This is a genomic window from Paenibacillus sp. SJS-P3, assembly GCF_056711585.1.
In genome coordinates this window covers 2896699-2912887 of record NZ_CM160043.1, presented here as the reverse complement: position 1 = coordinate 2912887, position 16189 = coordinate 2896699, and the positions used below count along the sequence as shown (strand labels likewise).

Annotated in this window: 13 protein-coding genes and 1 pseudogene; 10 read left to right on the top strand and 4 right to left on the bottom strand. The window is 59.9% G+C overall.

The genetic code is table 11. The features are described 5' to 3' along the window. Nucleotides 1-53 precede the first annotated feature (53 nt). Nucleotides 54-188 carry a YjcZ family sporulation protein gene (locus AC06G8_RS13440; RefSeq protein ID WP_447661266.1) on the bottom strand — a complete coding sequence of 45 codons (135 nt, stop codon included), beginning with the start codon at nt 186-188 and terminating at the stop codon, nt 54-56. Between the two features lie 748 nt (nt 189-936). Between AC06G8_RS13440 and AC06G8_RS13435 the strand changes: the two genes are divergently transcribed. The 6 genes from AC06G8_RS13435 to AC06G8_RS13410 all read left to right on the top strand — a co-directional run bounded on the left by AC06G8_RS13435 (nt 937) and on the right by AC06G8_RS13410 (nt 7456). Beyond that, nucleotides 937-1284 carry a G1 family glutamic endopeptidase gene (locus AC06G8_RS13435; protein WP_480283066.1) on the top strand — a complete coding sequence of 116 codons (348 nt, stop codon included), beginning with the start codon at nt 937-939 and terminating at the stop codon, nt 1282-1284. Between the two features lie 18 nt (nt 1285-1302). After that, on the top strand, nt 1303-3147 hold the full coding sequence (locus tag AC06G8_RS13430; RefSeq protein WP_447661262.1) for an ABC transporter substrate-binding protein: 1845 nt from the start codon (nt 1303-1305) through the stop codon (nt 3145-3147). Between the two features lie 603 nt (nt 3148-3750). Next, nucleotides 3751-4761, top strand: coding sequence for an ABC transporter permease (locus tag AC06G8_RS13425; protein ID WP_447661261.1), 1011 nt, complete (start codon nt 3751-3753; stop codon nt 4759-4761). A gap of 1 nt (nt 4762) precedes the next feature. Further along, nucleotides 4763-5608, top strand: coding sequence for an ABC transporter permease (locus tag AC06G8_RS13420; protein ID WP_447661260.1), 846 nt, complete (start codon nt 4763-4765; stop codon nt 5606-5608). Beyond that, a complete protein-coding gene (locus tag AC06G8_RS13415; RefSeq protein ID WP_447661259.1) occupies nt 5605-6666 on the top strand; it encodes an ABC transporter ATP-binding protein in 1062 nt (353 codons plus the stop codon). Before AC06G8_RS13420 ends, AC06G8_RS13415 begins: the two co-directional genes overlap by 4 nt. Continuing rightward, on the top strand, nt 6647-7456 hold the full coding sequence (locus tag AC06G8_RS13410) for an ABC transporter ATP-binding protein (RefSeq protein ID WP_447661258.1): 810 nt from the start codon (nt 6647-6649) through the stop codon (nt 7454-7456). The genes AC06G8_RS13415 and AC06G8_RS13410 overlap by 20 nt, the downstream gene beginning before the upstream one ends. Nucleotides 7457-8099: 643 nt before the next feature. Here AC06G8_RS13410 and AC06G8_RS13405 read toward each other — a convergent pair. Continuing rightward, nucleotides 8100-9383, bottom strand: a complete 1284-nt coding sequence (locus tag AC06G8_RS13405) for a hypothetical protein (RefSeq protein ID WP_480283065.1) — start codon at nt 9381-9383, stop codon at nt 8100-8102. A gap of 95 nt (nt 9384-9478) precedes the next feature. On the opposite strand from AC06G8_RS13405, the gene AC06G8_RS13400 reads away from it, so the two are divergent. Then, complete coding sequence (locus AC06G8_RS13400) at nt 9479-9640, top strand: hypothetical protein (RefSeq protein ID WP_480283064.1); 162 nt, start codon at nt 9479-9481, stop codon at nt 9638-9640. A gap of 26 nt (nt 9641-9666) precedes the next feature. On the opposite strand, the pseudogene AC06G8_RS13395 reads toward AC06G8_RS13400, so the two are convergent. Then, nucleotides 9667-10191, bottom strand: a pseudogene (locus tag AC06G8_RS13395) (GxGYxYP domain-containing protein); the annotation flags it as partial. A gap of 348 nt (nt 10192-10539) precedes the next feature. Between AC06G8_RS13395 and AC06G8_RS13390 the strand changes: the two are divergent. Beyond that, nucleotides 10540-11700, top strand: coding sequence for a GntR family transcriptional regulator (locus AC06G8_RS13390; RefSeq protein ID WP_447661256.1), 1161 nt, complete (start codon nt 10540-10542; stop codon nt 11698-11700). Nucleotides 11701-11966: 266 nt separating this feature from the next. Then, the gene (locus AC06G8_RS13385) at nt 11967-15089 is read left to right on the top strand and encodes an alpha-mannosidase (protein WP_447661255.1); all 3123 of its coding nucleotides are present in this window, start codon (nt 11967-11969) and stop codon (nt 15087-15089) included. On the opposite strand, the gene AC06G8_RS13380 is transcribed toward AC06G8_RS13385, so the two are convergent. Beyond that, a complete protein-coding gene (locus AC06G8_RS13380; protein WP_447661254.1) occupies nt 15067-15261 on the bottom strand; it encodes a hypothetical protein in 195 nt (64 codons plus the stop codon). The genes AC06G8_RS13385 and AC06G8_RS13380 overlap by 23 nt on opposite strands. Here AC06G8_RS13380 and AC06G8_RS13375 point away from each other — a divergent pair. After that, a complete protein-coding gene (locus tag AC06G8_RS13375; protein WP_447661253.1) occupies nt 15260-16177 on the top strand; it encodes an ABC transporter permease in 918 nt (305 codons plus the stop codon). The two genes, AC06G8_RS13380 and AC06G8_RS13375, sit on opposite strands and share 2 nt — an antisense overlap. Nucleotides 16178-16189: the final 12 nt, after the last annotated feature.

Here is a 16189-nt window from a genome sequence, read left to right as displayed (position 1 = left end):
AAAAAGAGGACCCGTCGGGGTCCTCTTTTGCCATTAGAAAATGACATTCATCACTAGTAACAAAGGAAAGCGCGCGTAATGATGACGAGCAGAATGAAGAGGACCAGGATCGCTGCCGTGCTCATGCCGAATCCGCCATATCCGCAGCCTACGCCTTCTCCGGCTACTCCGCCGACTCCATAAGACATTTGTCATTTCTCCTTTCGGTAGACTGAGATATCCTATGCCGGCCGTTCCGGTTATGGCTGGACTCCGGGAGAAATGGGCCTGAAAAATTCCGCTGGAGGAGATTAGGCTGACCCTAGCATAAGCACAACTATACCTCCCGTCCAAACATCGCTGCCTGTAGATACATAAGGTAGGGTAGACTCAAGTGAAAGGGGAAATGGAAGATGTCTGAAGTCGGGCGCGTCAAATCGATCAGCACAGCCGTCGTTCTGGTCCTGTTCATTCTGCTGGTCATCATAAGCGCCTCTTTCCTGAACTAATGCAGTAAAATCAGCTTCGCACATGAAGACGCGGAACGAAAGTTTCCGCGTTTTTTCTTTTTTCCATTTTTTGTTTCGGCATGGCGGTGGCAGCGTCCCAATTCCCCGGCAGCTGTCTATGAAAATTCGGAATACCTTAGCATAAGCACAACTACTCCTCCCATCCAAACATCTCGCATGGGAGATACATAAGGTAGAGTAGCAAGAATGAAAGGGGAACTGGAAGATGTCTGAATCTGGTCATGGCAAACTCAGCACAGGCGCCATCCTGGTCCTGTTCATTCTGCTGGTCATCGTCGTTAGTTCTTTCATGTACCCGTTTCAAAACATGTTTCAAAGGAAGAGGCGCGGAATGCTAGATTCTGCGTCTCTTTGATTTGGTTCCGATCTTGATCTCGTTTCTTGCCACAACTCGGCAGATGGAGTTATTCAGGTTCGCCGAGAACGAATGCAGGGGATCGAGTCCTCTTTACGAATGTCTTGCTACAACAACAGCAGCCTGATCCAGACCGGAACCGAGCATGAATACGTGAACGGCAAAGCGAACTATTACGCCTGGTTGGAAATTCTGCCCAAGGCCGAGACGAGGATCAAGCTGCCGGTATATCCCGGAGACCTCGTCGAGGCTTCCATCGTCAAGCTGAGCCTGTCCAAATGGCTCAGCCGCAGAACGGAAGCCCTACCCCAAAAAAGTGGATATAATCCCAAAACTGCCACCATTTACGGTCCTTCGAGGCCGTTTTATACTTGTTTATGTAAACGCTTACTTCAAGAGAAATGCATCCAATTTAGTTGAGGAATGGGGAGAGGAAGCATGAAGCGTAAAGCGCTAGCCTTAACGTTCGCCTCTGTCATGATGACGGGGTCTCTGCTGGCCGCATGCAGCAATTCCACGCCGCCGCCGACGAGCGCGACGAACACCGGAGGGACGGCGGCAACCAAGGAGCCGGCAGCCAGCGCCGATCCTTCGGCCAGCCCGCAGCCGACCGCGAGCACCGACAGCTCCGGCGGAGCCAAGGAAACGCCGCGCAACGAGACGCTCTATATCAACGGCCTGCAGTGGGGAGCGCCGACGAACTTCAACCTGCTGAGCGGCAACCCGGCTTTTCCGATCAACTACGGCAATTCCCGCGAGCTCGTGTATGAAACTCTGTTCATGATCAACATGATCGACGGAAAGCTCGAGCCTCTCCTCGGCAAGTCGTACAGCTGGACGGATGACAAGACGCTGCGCATCGAGCTGAACCCGGACGCCAAGTGGAGCGACGGCCAGCCTTTTACTTCCGATGATGTCGTGTACACCTATGGCCTCGGCAAAAAATACGAGCTCAACTGGTCCAGCTACTGGGATTACATCCAGGACGTCAAGGCGGACGGAGCGAATGCGGTCGTCATCAGCCTGAATCCTGCCAACGCCAACAAACTGACCGTAACCGAGAGCATCGAGCTGATGCCGATGCTGCCGAAGCATATTTGGGAAGCGATCGAGACGAAGTCGAACAATGACCTGGCGACGATCCGCAAGGAAATGAACGCCGATCCGGTCGGCACCGGTCCTTACAAGCTCATGTTCTACAACGACCAGAAAATCTCGCTCATCCGCGACGACAACTACTGGGGCCAGAAGCTGTTCGGCAAGCTGCCTGCTCCGAAATATATCACGCATGTCATCTACAAGGACAACGCGGCTGGAGACCTGGCGTTCAAGAGCGGCCAGGTGGACGTCTCGCAGCAGTTCACGCCGCAGGTGTGGAAGATGCAGGAGAATGCTCCGATCAAGACGTTCTTGAAGGATGCGCCTTACTATTTGCCGGGATCGATGCCATCCATCTTCTTCAATATGTCGAAAAAGGGCCTCGATTCGCCGGAAGTCCGCAAAGCGATCGCGATGTCCATCGACTACAAGAAAGTGTCGCAGCTAGCCATGAGCGGCTATTCGGGCGACATGAAGCCTTCGCTGACGCTCGATACGCCATCGGAGTCCAAGTTCGTCGACCAGGACGCCATCAAGTCGCTGCAGTGGACGACGGACACCAAAGCCGCGAACGCTCTGCTCGACAGCATCGGAGCGAAGAAGGGCAAGGACGGCATCCGCGTGCTGAACGGTCAGCGTCTCGGTCCGTACGAAGTCGAGTGCCCGTACGGCTGGTCCGACTGGAACGCCGCGCTGGAGATCGTCGCACAGAGCGCCAAGGCGATCGGCATCGAGATCCGCACGAAATTCCCTGAAGCACCGGTATGGACGAACGACCTGCAGACCGGCAAGTTCGACATCATCATGAACACGCCGGCCGGCAATGTGACGCCGAGCAACCCGTGGAGCCGCGCCCGCACGATCATGTATTCCAAAGGCGTAGCGCCGGCAGGCGAGATGGCGTTCTGGAACTGGGGCCGCTATAAAAACGACAAGGCTGATGAGCTGATCGACAAGATCCCGACCGCATCCGAAGCCGACGCCAAGTCGATGTACACGGAGCTGACGCAAATCTGGCTGAAGGACGTCCCGTCCATTCCGCTGATGTACCGTCCTTGGGTGTTCTACACTGTGAACGAGACGGTTTGGAAGGGCTTCCCGGTCGACGGGGACGGCAGCAACACTCCGCCGCAGATCGCGATAGACGGGGCGGGCATCAAGGCTCTGTATAAGATTACGAACTGACGGAATTCAGTTCCTCCGAGCCTGAGCCGCTGCGCGTGCCGATCTCCGCTTCCTGGCGTTCGAACATAACCGCCGCTGCGCGTGCCGATCTCTCTTCCGATCGCGGTTGAACTCGGATGCTTTGATTGCTGACCCCTGCCAGGGTAAGCATCCTCGTTCAAAGGCGAACGCGTTGCTTCTCCAGAGAGATTCGGCCCGCTCCGCTCCGGGCAGTGGAAACGAATAGAAGCTGCGCGGCCCGCTCCGCTTGCAGCCGAACTGAACCGTCGCTGCGCGTGCCGATCTCTCTTCCGATCGCGGTTGAACTCGGATGCTCTGATTGCTGACCCCTGCCAGGGTAAGCATCCTCGTTCAAAGGCGAACGCGTTGCTTCTCCAGAGAGATTCGGCCCGCTCCGCTCCGGGCAGTGGAAACGAATAGAAGCTGCGCGGCCCGCTCCGCTTGCAGCCGAACTGAACCGTCGCTGCGCGTGCCGATCTCTCTTCCGATCGCGGTTGAACTTGGATGCTCCGTATGGCTGAGCCTCGACCGCAATCATTGCCTCGCAACCACAGGGCCGCCGCAAATGCGGCCGGCCCTTTCCCTTAAAGGAAGGTGAAGCTCTTGAATGCCTATACCCGCTATTTCCTGAAGAAGTCCGGATGGTATCTCGTCACGCTGCTGATCGCGCTGATTCTTAATTTCCTGCTGCCGAGGCTCATCGAGGGCAACCCGGTCAGCACGATCGCCTCCCAGGTGTCGCAGGGAATGACGGACAGCGATTCCATCAAGAAGGTGTACGACAACTTCATGAAGGAGTTCGGGGTGGACAAACCGCTCCTCGCGCAGTTCGGCATCTATCTCCAGAAGCTCGTCACCGGCGATCTCGGAACGTCCTTCGGCCTGTACCCGCGCAAGGTGTCCGACATCCTGATGGCCGCCGTCCCCTGGACGGTCGCGCTCCAGCTTCCCGCCATCCTCGTCGGCTGGATCATCGGCAACGTGCTCGGCGCGGTAGCCGCTTACCGCAAGGGCGTCTTCGACAAGGTGCTGTTCCCGGCGGCGCTGTTCGTCAACTCGATCCCGTTCTTCACCCTCGCCATCATCATGCTGTACCTGCTCGCGATCACGCTGAAATGGTTCCCGATGTCGGGAGGCTATGATTATCAGATGGTGCCGCATTTCAGCCTCGACTTCATCCTCTCGGTGCTCCGCCACCACACGCTGCCGTTCCTCTCGATCGTGCTCGTCACGATCGGCGGCCAGGCGATCGGCATGAGGGAGATGAGCATCTACGAGCTCAACTCCGACTATGTGCTGTACAGCAAGCTGCTCGGCATCCGCGATTCCCGAGTGGCGCGTTATGTGTTCAAGAACGCCATGCTGCCGCAAATTACGGGCCTTGCCCTGTCCATCGGCACGATGGTCGGCGGCTCGCTCATCTGCGAGATCGTCTTCAGCTACCCCGGCATCGGCACCTGGCTGTTCACGGCCATCCGGCAGCTGGATTATCCGCTCATCTCCGGCTGCACGCTGCTGATCGCGCTGACGGTGCTGCTGGCGAACTTCACGATCGAGATCGTCTATGGCATCGTCGATCCCCGCATCAAGGCGTCCCAAATGGAGGAGAACTGAGATGAAGCATTCCGTAGGCATTCTGATCCGTTCGCCCAAGTTCATGTTCGGCGCCATCATGCTGCTGCTGATGGTCGCTCTTGTCATCATCGTGCCGCTGATCAACCGGGCCGACCCGCTGTCGATGGAGGCGCTGGCGTTCCAGCCTCCGGGCGGGGGGCTGCTGCTCGGCTCCGACAACTTCGGCCGCGACCTGTTCCTGGAGCTCGTCTACGGCATCCGCACCTCCATCATGGTCGGCCTCGTCGCGGGCATCTTCGCCACGATCATCGGCCTGGCGATCGGGCTGCTGTGCGGATACGCCGGGGGTCTCCTGGACAATATCCTGACCGCGGTCACGAACATGTTCATCGTCATCCCGTCATTCATCATCCTGATCCTCATCTCCGTCAGCATCAACTCCCGCAGTTCGCTGCTCGTCGCCGTCATCATCGGCCTGACGAGCTGGCCGTGGACCGCGCGGGCGGTACGCGCGCAGACGAGCTCGCTGAGGAACCGGGACCATGTCAATCTGGCTAAAATATCGGGGCACAGCACGCCGAAGATCATCGTCTTCGAAATCCTGCCCTATATCGCTTCCTACGTCGTCATGGCCTTCATCCTGCAGGTCGCATCCGGCATCCTGTCGGAGGCTTCCATCTCGATGCTCGGCCTGGGGCCGTACAATACGATCTCGCTCGGCATCATCATGAACTGGGCGCTCGTCTTCGAGGCTCCGGTCGCCGGGGCGTGGTGGGCATTCATCCCGGCGGCCTTCTCGATCGCCGTCATCACCTTCTCGCTGTACATGATCAACACCGGCATGGACGAGATCTTCAATCCGAAAATCAGGAGTGAGCGCGCATGAGCCGGAAGCTGGCGGATCTGCAACCCGAACTTGTCCCCGAGCCCCTGCGGCGCGTATTGGAGGTCGAAGGGCTCAAGACGTATTACCGGACGCGCCTGAACGAAAAGGTGTTCGCCGTCGACGGCGTCGACTTCGCGCTCGAGGAGGGCAAGGCACTCGGCATCGCCGGCGAGTCCGGCTGCGGCAAGTCGACGCTGTCGATGAGCCTGATGGGCTTTTATTTTCCGCCTCTTTATTACGGGGAAGGCTCCATCTCCATAGACGGCATCGATATCATGAAGCTCGGCAAGGAGCGGCTGCGCAGGCAGATTCTCGGCCGGGAAATCGCCTACATTCCGCAGGCGGCGATGAACGCGCTCAATCCGACGCTGAAGATCATCCGCTTCATCGAGGATCTCATGAAGGAGCATCAGCCCAAGCTGACGAAGCCGCAGGTGAGGGCGATGGCGGAGGAGAGGTTCCGCACGCTGCATCTCGCTCCGGAGGTGCTGGACGCCTATCCGAGCGAGCTGTCGGGCGGCATGAAGCAGCGGACCGTCATCGCCATCTCGACCATTCTCAATCCGAAGGTGCTCGTCGCCGACGAGCCGACCTCAGCGCTCGACGTCACCTCGCAGAAGGCGGTCATCCGCCTGCTCAAGGAGCTGCTGGAGAAGAAATTCATCCGATCCCTCATCTTCATCACGCATGAGCTGCCGCTGCTCTACCATGTGACGGACGACATCATGGTCATGTATGCGGGCGAGATCGTCGAGCGGGGCACGGCGCAGCAGATGGTGTTCGATCCTGTCCATCCTTACACCAAGCGGCTGATGGGCTCCATCATCGTCCCCGAGGAAGGCATGAAGGACCACAAGCTGTCCGCCATCCCCGGAGCCCCTCCCAACCTCAAGAACGTGCCGGAAGGCTGCCGCTTCGCGGAGCGCTGCGATTTCGCCCGGGAAGAATGCCGCAGGGGCAGCATTCCGATGCGCGAGGAGGCCGGCAGGACGTACCGCTGCATATTCGGCGTGGATACCTTGAAGGAGTGGTATGCGGATGAAGAAGTTCAGCGATAAGGACATTCTGCTCGCCGGGGTCAGCGTCACCAAGGTATTCGGCTACGGCAAAAAGAAGAAGACGGCCGTGCGCGAGGTGGACTTCGCCTTCCACAAGGGCGAGATCATCTCCATCGTCGGGGAGAGCGGCAGCGGCAAGACGACGCTCGCCAAGATGCTGCTCGGCCTGCTCAAGGAAACGAGCGGCAGGATCGAATACGAAGGAGCGCCGAGACGGCTGAAGGGGCATAAGGAGCGCCGGAACTATTGGAAGGACATCCAGGCGATTTTCCAGGACCCGTTCTCCTCGTTCAATATGTTCCACCGGGTCGAGAAGCTGCTGCGCGACTGCATCGCCCTGCAGAATCTGCAGCTGACCAAGGAGGAAGAGCGAAGGCGGATGATCGACGCCTGCTCGTTCGTCAACCTGAAGTTCGACGAGCTGTACAACAAGTACCCGTTCGAGCTGTCCGGCGGGCAAATGCAGCGGCTCATGATCGCGCGCATCTTCATGATGCGGCCGCGCATCCTGATCGCCGACGAGCCAACCTCGATGATCGACGCCTGCTCCCGCTCCACCATTCTCGATATGCTCATGAAGCTGCGGGAGGAGAACGGGATGACGATCATCTTCATCACGCATGACGTCGGGCTGGCCTACTATGTGAGCGATACGCTCTATATTATGGAAAAGGGGCGCATCGTGGAAAAGGGGCCGGCGGAGAGGGTCATCCTGCAGCCGCAGCATGCCTACACGCAGCAGCTCATCGCGGATGTGCCGAAAATCCATGAGGAGTGGAATCTGGCTTGAAAAGAAGCCGGGAATAAGCGAACAAGCCATTTCGGCCCGAACAGGTCGGAATGGCTTGTTTGCTGCAGCATGAGCGCCCCTGGCGGCTTCCGTTTATTGCTGCCGGTGTCTTTTCCGCTGAAGGGACACATAGGCGGCCGCTGATGCGACGAGCAGCGCAAAAATGCCTGCGGTCAGAAGGGCATAGGGACGGGAGCTCGAGAGATGTCCCGCGCCTGATTTTGCAGAGGCGTCCTCTTCATTTTTGCTGCCGTCATATTTCGCTTGATAATCCGCCTTCAAATAAAGGCCGCCGCCGTTCCGGACGGCTAGGGCAAGCTTTGGATCGACGCCCTGGATTTCGAAGTAAGCGGTGCCGACGGGATAGCTGTTGGAAAAGTTGCCGGAGCGTCAGGCTGTCGTTGAGGTAAGATTCAACTCTTGCTAGCCGCATAGCGTAAGCTGTTCCAGCCGTGAAAGGCTGCTTCTGCTTCATCTCGGCTTCTGCTTCATCCGCTTGCATGGGGCGCGAAAAAAAGCCTTTGTCGGGGACAAAGGCTTTTTTCTGGTTGCCAAATGATCGTTCTAGATCCGAGACGGTTCTCATGGAGCTTGAAGCGCACAGTCCAAGCTTCTCCTATTGCTCCTATTCCGCCTATTGCTCCTACTGCTCCTGCTCCGACGTGCCGGACAACGGCCGCAGCCCGTTCGCCTCGCGGACAAGCGAGAAATACTGATCCGCCCGGACGGCTTCGAATTCAGGCCCGAGAGAGCCGTTCAAGGCGGCGACGTCCGTCGGGGTCATGTTCCAGGCCAGGAGGCCGAGCGAGATGAAGAGAGGCGACTTGCCGTCCCACTTCGCCTTGGCTTCCGCCAGGACGCGCTGGCCATCCTTGACCGTGCCGATGCCCTGGATCGTGGAGATCGGCAGCTTGTTCTTCGCCAGCTCGACACCATAGCGATCCTCCCAGCTGAGGAACAGGCCGGGGGCGTGATACTCGTCGGCATAGGCGTTGGCCTTTGCGTCGCTGAGCGGAACGTTTTCGCTGTCGATGCGGTTCAGCACATACGGAATCGTCATGCCGGTTTTTTTCAGGTATGGATAGGTTGCCTTCAAATAGGACGGGAAGGTGCTGTCCGGCCAGGCGTTCGCGTAGAAGTAGCCGGCTCCGGAAGGACCGGAGATGAGCTGGTCGCTTGGCGTCGCCGTCTTCAGGTAGTAGTCCAGAATGGCCGGAGCGCCGTCGTACAGCAGCGGGCTGGACGTCCAGTTGAGCGGCACCTTGCCGCGTGAAGGATCATCCCACAGGACGCGCATCCGATGCTGGTTGTACTGGAAGTTGTCGCCTTCGCTGAACGTATAGGTGACGTAGATTTTGTTCTGCAGTTTCGGGGCTTTGGCCGCCTTGAGCGGCGCCGCCGCCGATCTGCCGCCCGAGAATACGGTCATGTTGCTGAACCAGTCGGCGGCAAGCACGTACACGCTGTGTCTGGAGGTGATCTCCACGGAGCTGAATTCGCCGACGGTATCGTTGCTGAACCAGCCGAGATAAGGGGTGCCGGGCTGCACATCCGACAGGATGCGCTCGAACAGCTCCCGCTGCGCCGGCACATTGGAGTCGAGCCAGAATACCATCGCCTTGTTCGCGACGGCGTAGTCGCGCAGGTAGCCGTAAGGCTCCTTCTGCTCGGAGGATGCCGGCTGCTCGCTGCCGGCGCTGACCTTGAACTGGTTCCACATCTCGATGGATGTCGTCAATTGCTTGGCGCCTGCCGGAGGCGTGAAGCGGTAGACGAAGTAACGTCCGTTGTCGGCGAAGCGGTGGCCGCCGCTGCCGGCCGATACCTGGGAGCTCTGGGCGTCGTACAGGAACGGCTCCTCCTCGGGAGTGCCGGGAACGAAGCTCGCGATCGTCTGCCCGTCGGCCTTGACGGTGACCTCGTGCACGGCCGGGTCCCCATCCGTCCTCAGGGAAGGCGTCGTCGAAGCGGAGATAGACCGATTGCTGGCCGAGGAAAGGCGACAGGTCGAGGTCATATACCTTGCGGTTGCCCGCGTCCCGCTCCTGCGACGTCTCCTGCGCGACCGTCTTGTACGAGGCTGGGATGCCGGTGGACGGCAGGCGGATGGACGTATCGGGACTGAGGCCGACCAGCATCCGATGGGTCGTCTGGCTCCATAGCTGCTCGTACTGCCAGGTGTAAGCATCGAGCCGGTCCTTGAAGCGCCCCTGCAGATCGTCGAGCACCTTGAAGGAATAAGGAGAAGCCGTCAGCTTTTTAGCCAGCTCGGGACTCGCGACGACGGCATCCTTGATTCCCGCCATGGTGGTCGCCACGTTGATGGAATCGGGTACTTCAGGGTCATAAACGATAATGCCCTTGACCTCGCTTTTGAACTTGTCCAGCAGCGACCATTCGTTGTCGCGGACTTTGTAGGGGACGTCGAGATCGTTCAGCCAGGCGAACTTGCCTTCTTCCTTGCTCTCGAGCAAATAAATGCGCGGCTCGCTGCGGTTGACGAGGCCCTGGAGCGTGGCCAGAAGCAGCTTCACATCGCCGGGAGCGTCATAGATATCCGCCACTTCAAGCTGCCTGGCATTGGCGAAGCGCGGGAGCTGCTGCTGCTGGGGCCAGGAAATGGAACCGGACGGTAAGCGATCTTCCTTCCGAGCATCCGGCTCGGCGGAAACGGCGAAGGAGAAAGACAATGTGCAGGCCAGCGCAAGACTGGCTGCCGCAAGCTTTCGAATCATCACGAAACACCTCTTTTGATTAGAATAGGTTGCTTTCCAAGCCTTGTTCGGGAGATCGGTCCCTGCGCTCCCCGAGGCTCACCTCCTTGAGAGGGAGTGGCGAAACGCGTCAGCGATTTGAATGCGCTTGCATTTATATTAAATATATTATACATATATAATTCAAGATCTTCGACAAAGATTGTTCGGAAAATGCTCCGAAAGGCTGAGGTTTAGTTCCAGCGAAGCAAAGGGCTGGAGAGGAACTTGCGGCTCTGTACCCAGGAAGGAGGAAAGGAAAACGGTTGCGCAACGATAAGCAAGAATATATTATATATACAAATATCGAACCGAAACTGGTGATGGAAAATGAGCTCGACAGATCGAACTCCGCTGTATCAGAAAATTCAGGATTACATCCGTGATCTTATCGATTCGAACGAGCTGAAGGAAGGCGACCGGATCCCGACGGAAAAAGAGCTGATGGACCGGTTCAACGTGAGCAAGATCACGGTCGTCAATGCCTTGTCCGGCTTGGCCAACGAGAAGCTGATCACCCGGGTGCCCGGACGCGGCAGCTTCGTGAGCAGCCGGTCGCCGGAAGAGAGCGCCGCGGATGCCGCGCCGCTGCAGCCGGGCGCAGCCGCGCCGGCTCCGGAGCGGGGTGCCGGCGGCCGCCGGACGGGCCTGATCGGCCTCGTCATGCCTTCCATCGACGACTATTTCGCCATCCGGCTTATCGACGGCGTGCGCATGGCGCTCGAGGACAAGGGCTACCGGAGCGTGATCCTGCTCTCCGGTGGCCAGGTGGACAAGGAGAAGGAAGCGATCAAGACGCTGAAGGAAATCGGGGCCGAGGGGCTGCTGATCTTTCCCGTGGACGAGGAACAGTACAATGAAGAGATTCTCGCGATGAAGTTCTCCGGATTTCCGTTCGTTCTGATCGACCGCTATCTGCCCGGGGTGGAGACGAATTACATCGCCGCCGACGGAAGGATGGGCACGAGTCTGGCGGTGGACCATCTATGGGAGCTCGGGCATCGCGAGATCGCCATCTGCTCCGACTCGCCGATGCAGACCGTTACGGTCCAGGAGCGTCTCGAAGGCTATATGAACGAGCTGAAAAACAAAGGGGCGCTTATCAATCCCGCCCATATGATTACCGGTTTCCGGGTAGAAAGCCTCAAAAAAGCGGAGACACATCCGTTGTTCCGGTATATCCGCAACCGGATGGCGACCGCTTATATCACGCTGAACGGGCGGCTCGCGGTGCAGATCTACCAGATGGCCCTGCAGGCGGGGCTGCGCGTGCCGGAGGATCTGTCGATCGTCAGCTTCGACGATCCGACCTCGATCGTGGAGGAATTCAGCATGTTCACGCATATCCGGCAGTTCGAATTCGATATGGGCAGCCGGGCGGCGGATAAGCTGCTGGAGGTCATCCGCAAGGGCGAGGCGGGAGGCGGCTACACGAAAACGCTGCTGGAGCCCGAGCTCGTCATCCGCCAGACATCGGGCCCGCCGCTTTAGGGATGCCGGACGTTTTACCATGGACCGTTCCGACGCATGTTCCGACGCATGCCGCGCGCTCCCCGCAGACGGCTCCTCGCCTTCAAGGCGGCGGAGCCGTTTTTTGATTGCGCTGCTTTGCAGATTCCGGTTCCTTCAAGGGACCGGTTTTTTTATTCCTTTAATTTCTAAAAACATATTGAACATATACAATAGATATATTATAGTTGGTTTGAGCTTGGGGAAAGAACTAAAGGCTAAGTCTGCATAAAGGAGTCGGTTAAAGCATGCCATACGAAGTCATCCGGCCTGAACAATTGAGAGGCGTGCTGGGACGCCTGCAGGCGAGCATATACGAGCCGGTCGCCGAGCTTGCCGTATCGGCTTGGATAACGCCCGAGCCGGTGCCGTACGAGGAGCGCCGGTCGGGCCGGCTCGTCCAGCTTCAGCCGGGAGAGCGCTGGGGAGAGCTGTGGGACTGCGCCTGGTTCCATTTCTCCGGTTCCGTGCCGGAGTCGGCCAAGGGCGGGAAAGTCGTGCTGCTCATCGACGTGAACGGCGAGCTTTGCCTGGTGGACGAGGACGGGTCGCCGGTCCAGGGACTGACCAACATCAATTCTGAGTTCGACCTTTCGCTCGGCTTGCCCGGCAAGCGGGTCGTGCATGTGAGCGAGCGCTGCAGCGGAACGGAAGCCATCGACCTGTGGGGCGATGCGGGCTGCAACGACCTGTTCGGCCGCTACCGCAGCGGCACGCTCAAGGAAGCGGTCGTCGCCGTCTGCCGGGAGGAGCTGCGGCAGCTGTACTACGATTTCGAGGTGCTGCTGGAGACGGCGGAGCGCCTGCCTGCCGGCTCCGCTCGCAAGGAGCGGATATTCCGCACGCTGCATGACGCCTCGCATCGGCTCGCGGGCTTGACGGACGAGGAGATCGCGCAGGCGCGGAGCCTGCTCGGCGAGCAGCTCGCCAAGCGCGGCGGCGATCCCGTGCTGACGATCAGCGCCGTCGGCCATGCGCATATCGATCTGGCGTGGCTCTGGCCGATCCGGGAGACGATCCGCAAGGGAGCCCGGACGTTCTCGACGGCGCTGTCCATGATGGAGCGCTATCCGGATTATGTGTTCGGAGCGAGCCAGCCGCAGCTGTACGAGTGGATGAAGATCCATTATCCGAAGCTGTACGGACGGATCAAGGAACGCGTAGCTGAGGGCCGCTGGGAGCCGCAGGGCGCGATGTGGGTCGAGTCGGACACGAACGTTCCGGGCGGAGAATCGCTCGTGCGCCAGCTGCTCTACGGCAAGCGGTATTTCCAGCAGGAGTTCGGCCAGGAGATGAAGTCGCTCTGGATGCCGGATGTGTTCGGCTACACGGCCAGCCTGCCGCAGCTGCTGAAGAAAGCCGGCGTCGATTACATGATGACGCAGAAGCTGAGCTGGAGCGTGTACAACCGCCATCCGCACCACACGTTCCTGTGGGAGGGGATCGACGGCTCGCAGGTGCTGACGCATATGCCTCCCGAGGATACGTACAACAGCCCGGCGGCGCCGCGCTCGATCGTGAAGGCGGAGCAGGAGTATTTGGACAAAGGCATATCCGACCGCGCGCTCATGCTGTTCGGCATCGGCGACGGCGGCGGGGGGCCTGGAGAAGAGCATCTCGAGCGGCTCGCCCGGGAGCAGGATCTGCTCGGGCTGAGCCCGGTCGAGCAGGAGCCGTCCTCGCGCTTTTTCGAGCGGCTCGCCGAGGGCTCGGAGCGTTACGAGACGTGGCGCGGAGAGCTGTACCTGGAGAAGCATCAGGGGACGCTGACGAGCCAGGGCCGGAGCAAGCGCTACAACCGCAAGCTGGAGAAGGCGCTGCGCGAGCTGGAATTCGCCGCCGTGCTCGCCGAGATGGCGGACGGCAGTCCGTATCCGGCCCGGGAGCTGGAGGAGATCTGGAAGGAAGTGCTTCTCTATCAATTCCACGATATTCTGCCGGGCTCCTCGATCAAGCGGGTCTACGACGAATCGTTGGAACGGTACGCCGTGCTTCTGGACAAAACGGAACGAATGACAGAGGCGGCTTACGCCAGCGCATCCGGCGGCGCATCCGGCACGGCCGTCTTCAACTCGCTCCCTTGGGAGCGGGAGGAATGGCTCCGGCTGGACGGCCGCTGGCAGCTCGTGCGCGTGCCTGCGATGGGCTTCGTCTCGGTGGAGGGAGCCGCTTCCGGGGCGGAAGATGCCGCCGGCTTCCCTGACCTGCGGGCTTCGGCCGAGAGCCGGGTCATCGAGAACGGGCTGCTGGCGCTGGCCTTCGATGCGGAGGGCGGCATGGTCTCCATCGTCGACAAGGAAGCCGGCCGCGAGCTCGTGCAGCCGGGACGGGGCGCCAACGCGCTGCGCGTCTACTCCGATGACGGAGACGCCTGGGACTTCCGCCAGGATTACCGGGCTGCAGGAGGAATGGCGCTGCGGCTTGAGGAGATCGAAGCGTTCGCCGACGGGCCGAAGGCCGGCCTGATCATGCGGTATGCTTTCGGCAGCTCGACCCTTCTCCAGCGGGTGATGCTGACGGACGGCAGCCGCCGGATCGACTTCGAGACGAAGGTCGACTGGAAGGAATCGGGCAAGATGCTCCGCACGTCGTTCCCGCTCGGCATCCGCTGCGATTCCGTCAGCTGCGACATCCAGTTCGGCTATCTCAAGCGGCCGACGCATCGCAACACGATGTGGGATTACGCCAAGGACGAGATCTGCGCCCATCACTACGCGGATCTGTCCGAGCCCGATTACGGCGTGGCGCTGCTCAACGACTGCAAGTACGGCCACCGCGCCGAGGGCGGCGAGCTGGATCTCAACCTGCTGCGCAGTCCGTCCTATCCCGATCCGGAAGCCGACAGGGCCGAGCATGAGTTCACCTATTCCCTGTATCCGCATTCCGGCGACCATGTCCAGGCGGGCATCTACCGGCGCGGCTACGAGCTGAACGTGCCTCTGCGGACTGTGGCTGCGGCATCGCCGTCCGTCCGGTCCTCTCAGGACGGTGCCGAGCTGACAACGGTGCAAGCTGCGGCGGTGTCCGCAGGCGCCGCCGCAGCCGAGACAGCGGCAGCGGCGGATGGGCCTTCGGCGGGAGCGGCATCCGGCTGGCAGGAGGGACGCTCGTTCCTGCTGCCGGACCATCCGCACGTGATGGTGGAGGCGGTGAAGCGCGCCGAGGATGACGGAGATCTCGTCGTCCGGCTGTACGAGACGGCCGGCACTCGGCTGAGGACTACGCTGCAAGCGGGCTTCGCTCTCTCGGAAGCGTGGCTGGCCGATCTGATGGAGCAGAAGCAGCACCCGCTGGAAATAACCGGCGGAGCGGTCGAGCTTGCCTTCGATCCGTTCGAGGTCAAGACGCTCAAGCTGTCTCTCCAGCCGTAACCGTCCGGCCGACCGCGCCTTTCGGCTGGCCGCCGATTATTTGACCGCCGTTCTGCGAAGCCGCGGCTTTGCCTTTGCGGACCGATTCATCCGGAGACGCGGCGCCTGCCGAACGACAGCGGGCGCCGTCCGATCCGGCCGTTCCACAACCGACAAGGAGGTTGAATCCCATGATGGCTAACCCGCTGCTGAAGCGGATCTGGCGGCACAAGCTGTTCTATCTGTTCATGCTGCCCGGCATCGTCTGGTTTTTCCTGTTCTCCTACGTTCCCCTCTACGGCATTCAAGTCGCCTTCCGCGATTTCCGGTTTTCCGGCGGCTTTACCGGCAGCCCGTGGGCCGGCCTGAAATACTTCCATCAATTTTTCGATTATTACCAGTCCAGCCAGCTCATCCGCAACACGCTGCTCATCAGCGGCCTCAAGCTGCTGATCGGATTCGCGATGCCGATCCTGCTGGCCATTCTGCTCAACGAGGTTCGGATCCTTAAATTCAAGAAAACTTTGCAAACGCTTTCTTACTTGCCTTACTTCGTCTCCTGGGTCGTCGTCGTGACGCTCATGCAGCGCCTGCTCACTCCGTACGGCGGTCCGGTCAACGATCTGCTCCTCTCCTCCGGCGCCTTGAAGGACCCTGTCCAGTTCCTCAACAACACCACCTGGTTCTACCAGATCATCGTCGGCTCCGACGTCTGGAAGAACATCGGGTGGAACTCCATCATCTACATGGCCGCCATCGCCGGCATCGACCAGCAGCTGTACGAGGCGGCGAAGATCGACGGCGCGGGCCGGTTCCGCCAGATCTGGCATGTCACGCTGCCGGGCGTCCGCAACATCGCGGTCATCCTGTTCATCCTCGCCACCGGCAGCCTCATGAGCGCGGGCTACGAGCAGCTGCTGCTGCTGAACGGGCCGGCCACCGCCGCCATCGGCAGCGTGCTCGACGTGCATGTCATCAGCTCCGGCATCGGCGAAGGGCGGCTCAGCTATGCGGCCGCAGTCGGCCTGTTCCAGAGCTTCATCGCGCTCGTGCTGATCCTGACCGTCAACCGGATCGCCCGCAAGGTCAGCGACGTATCCCTTTTCTAATCCGAAAGGAGG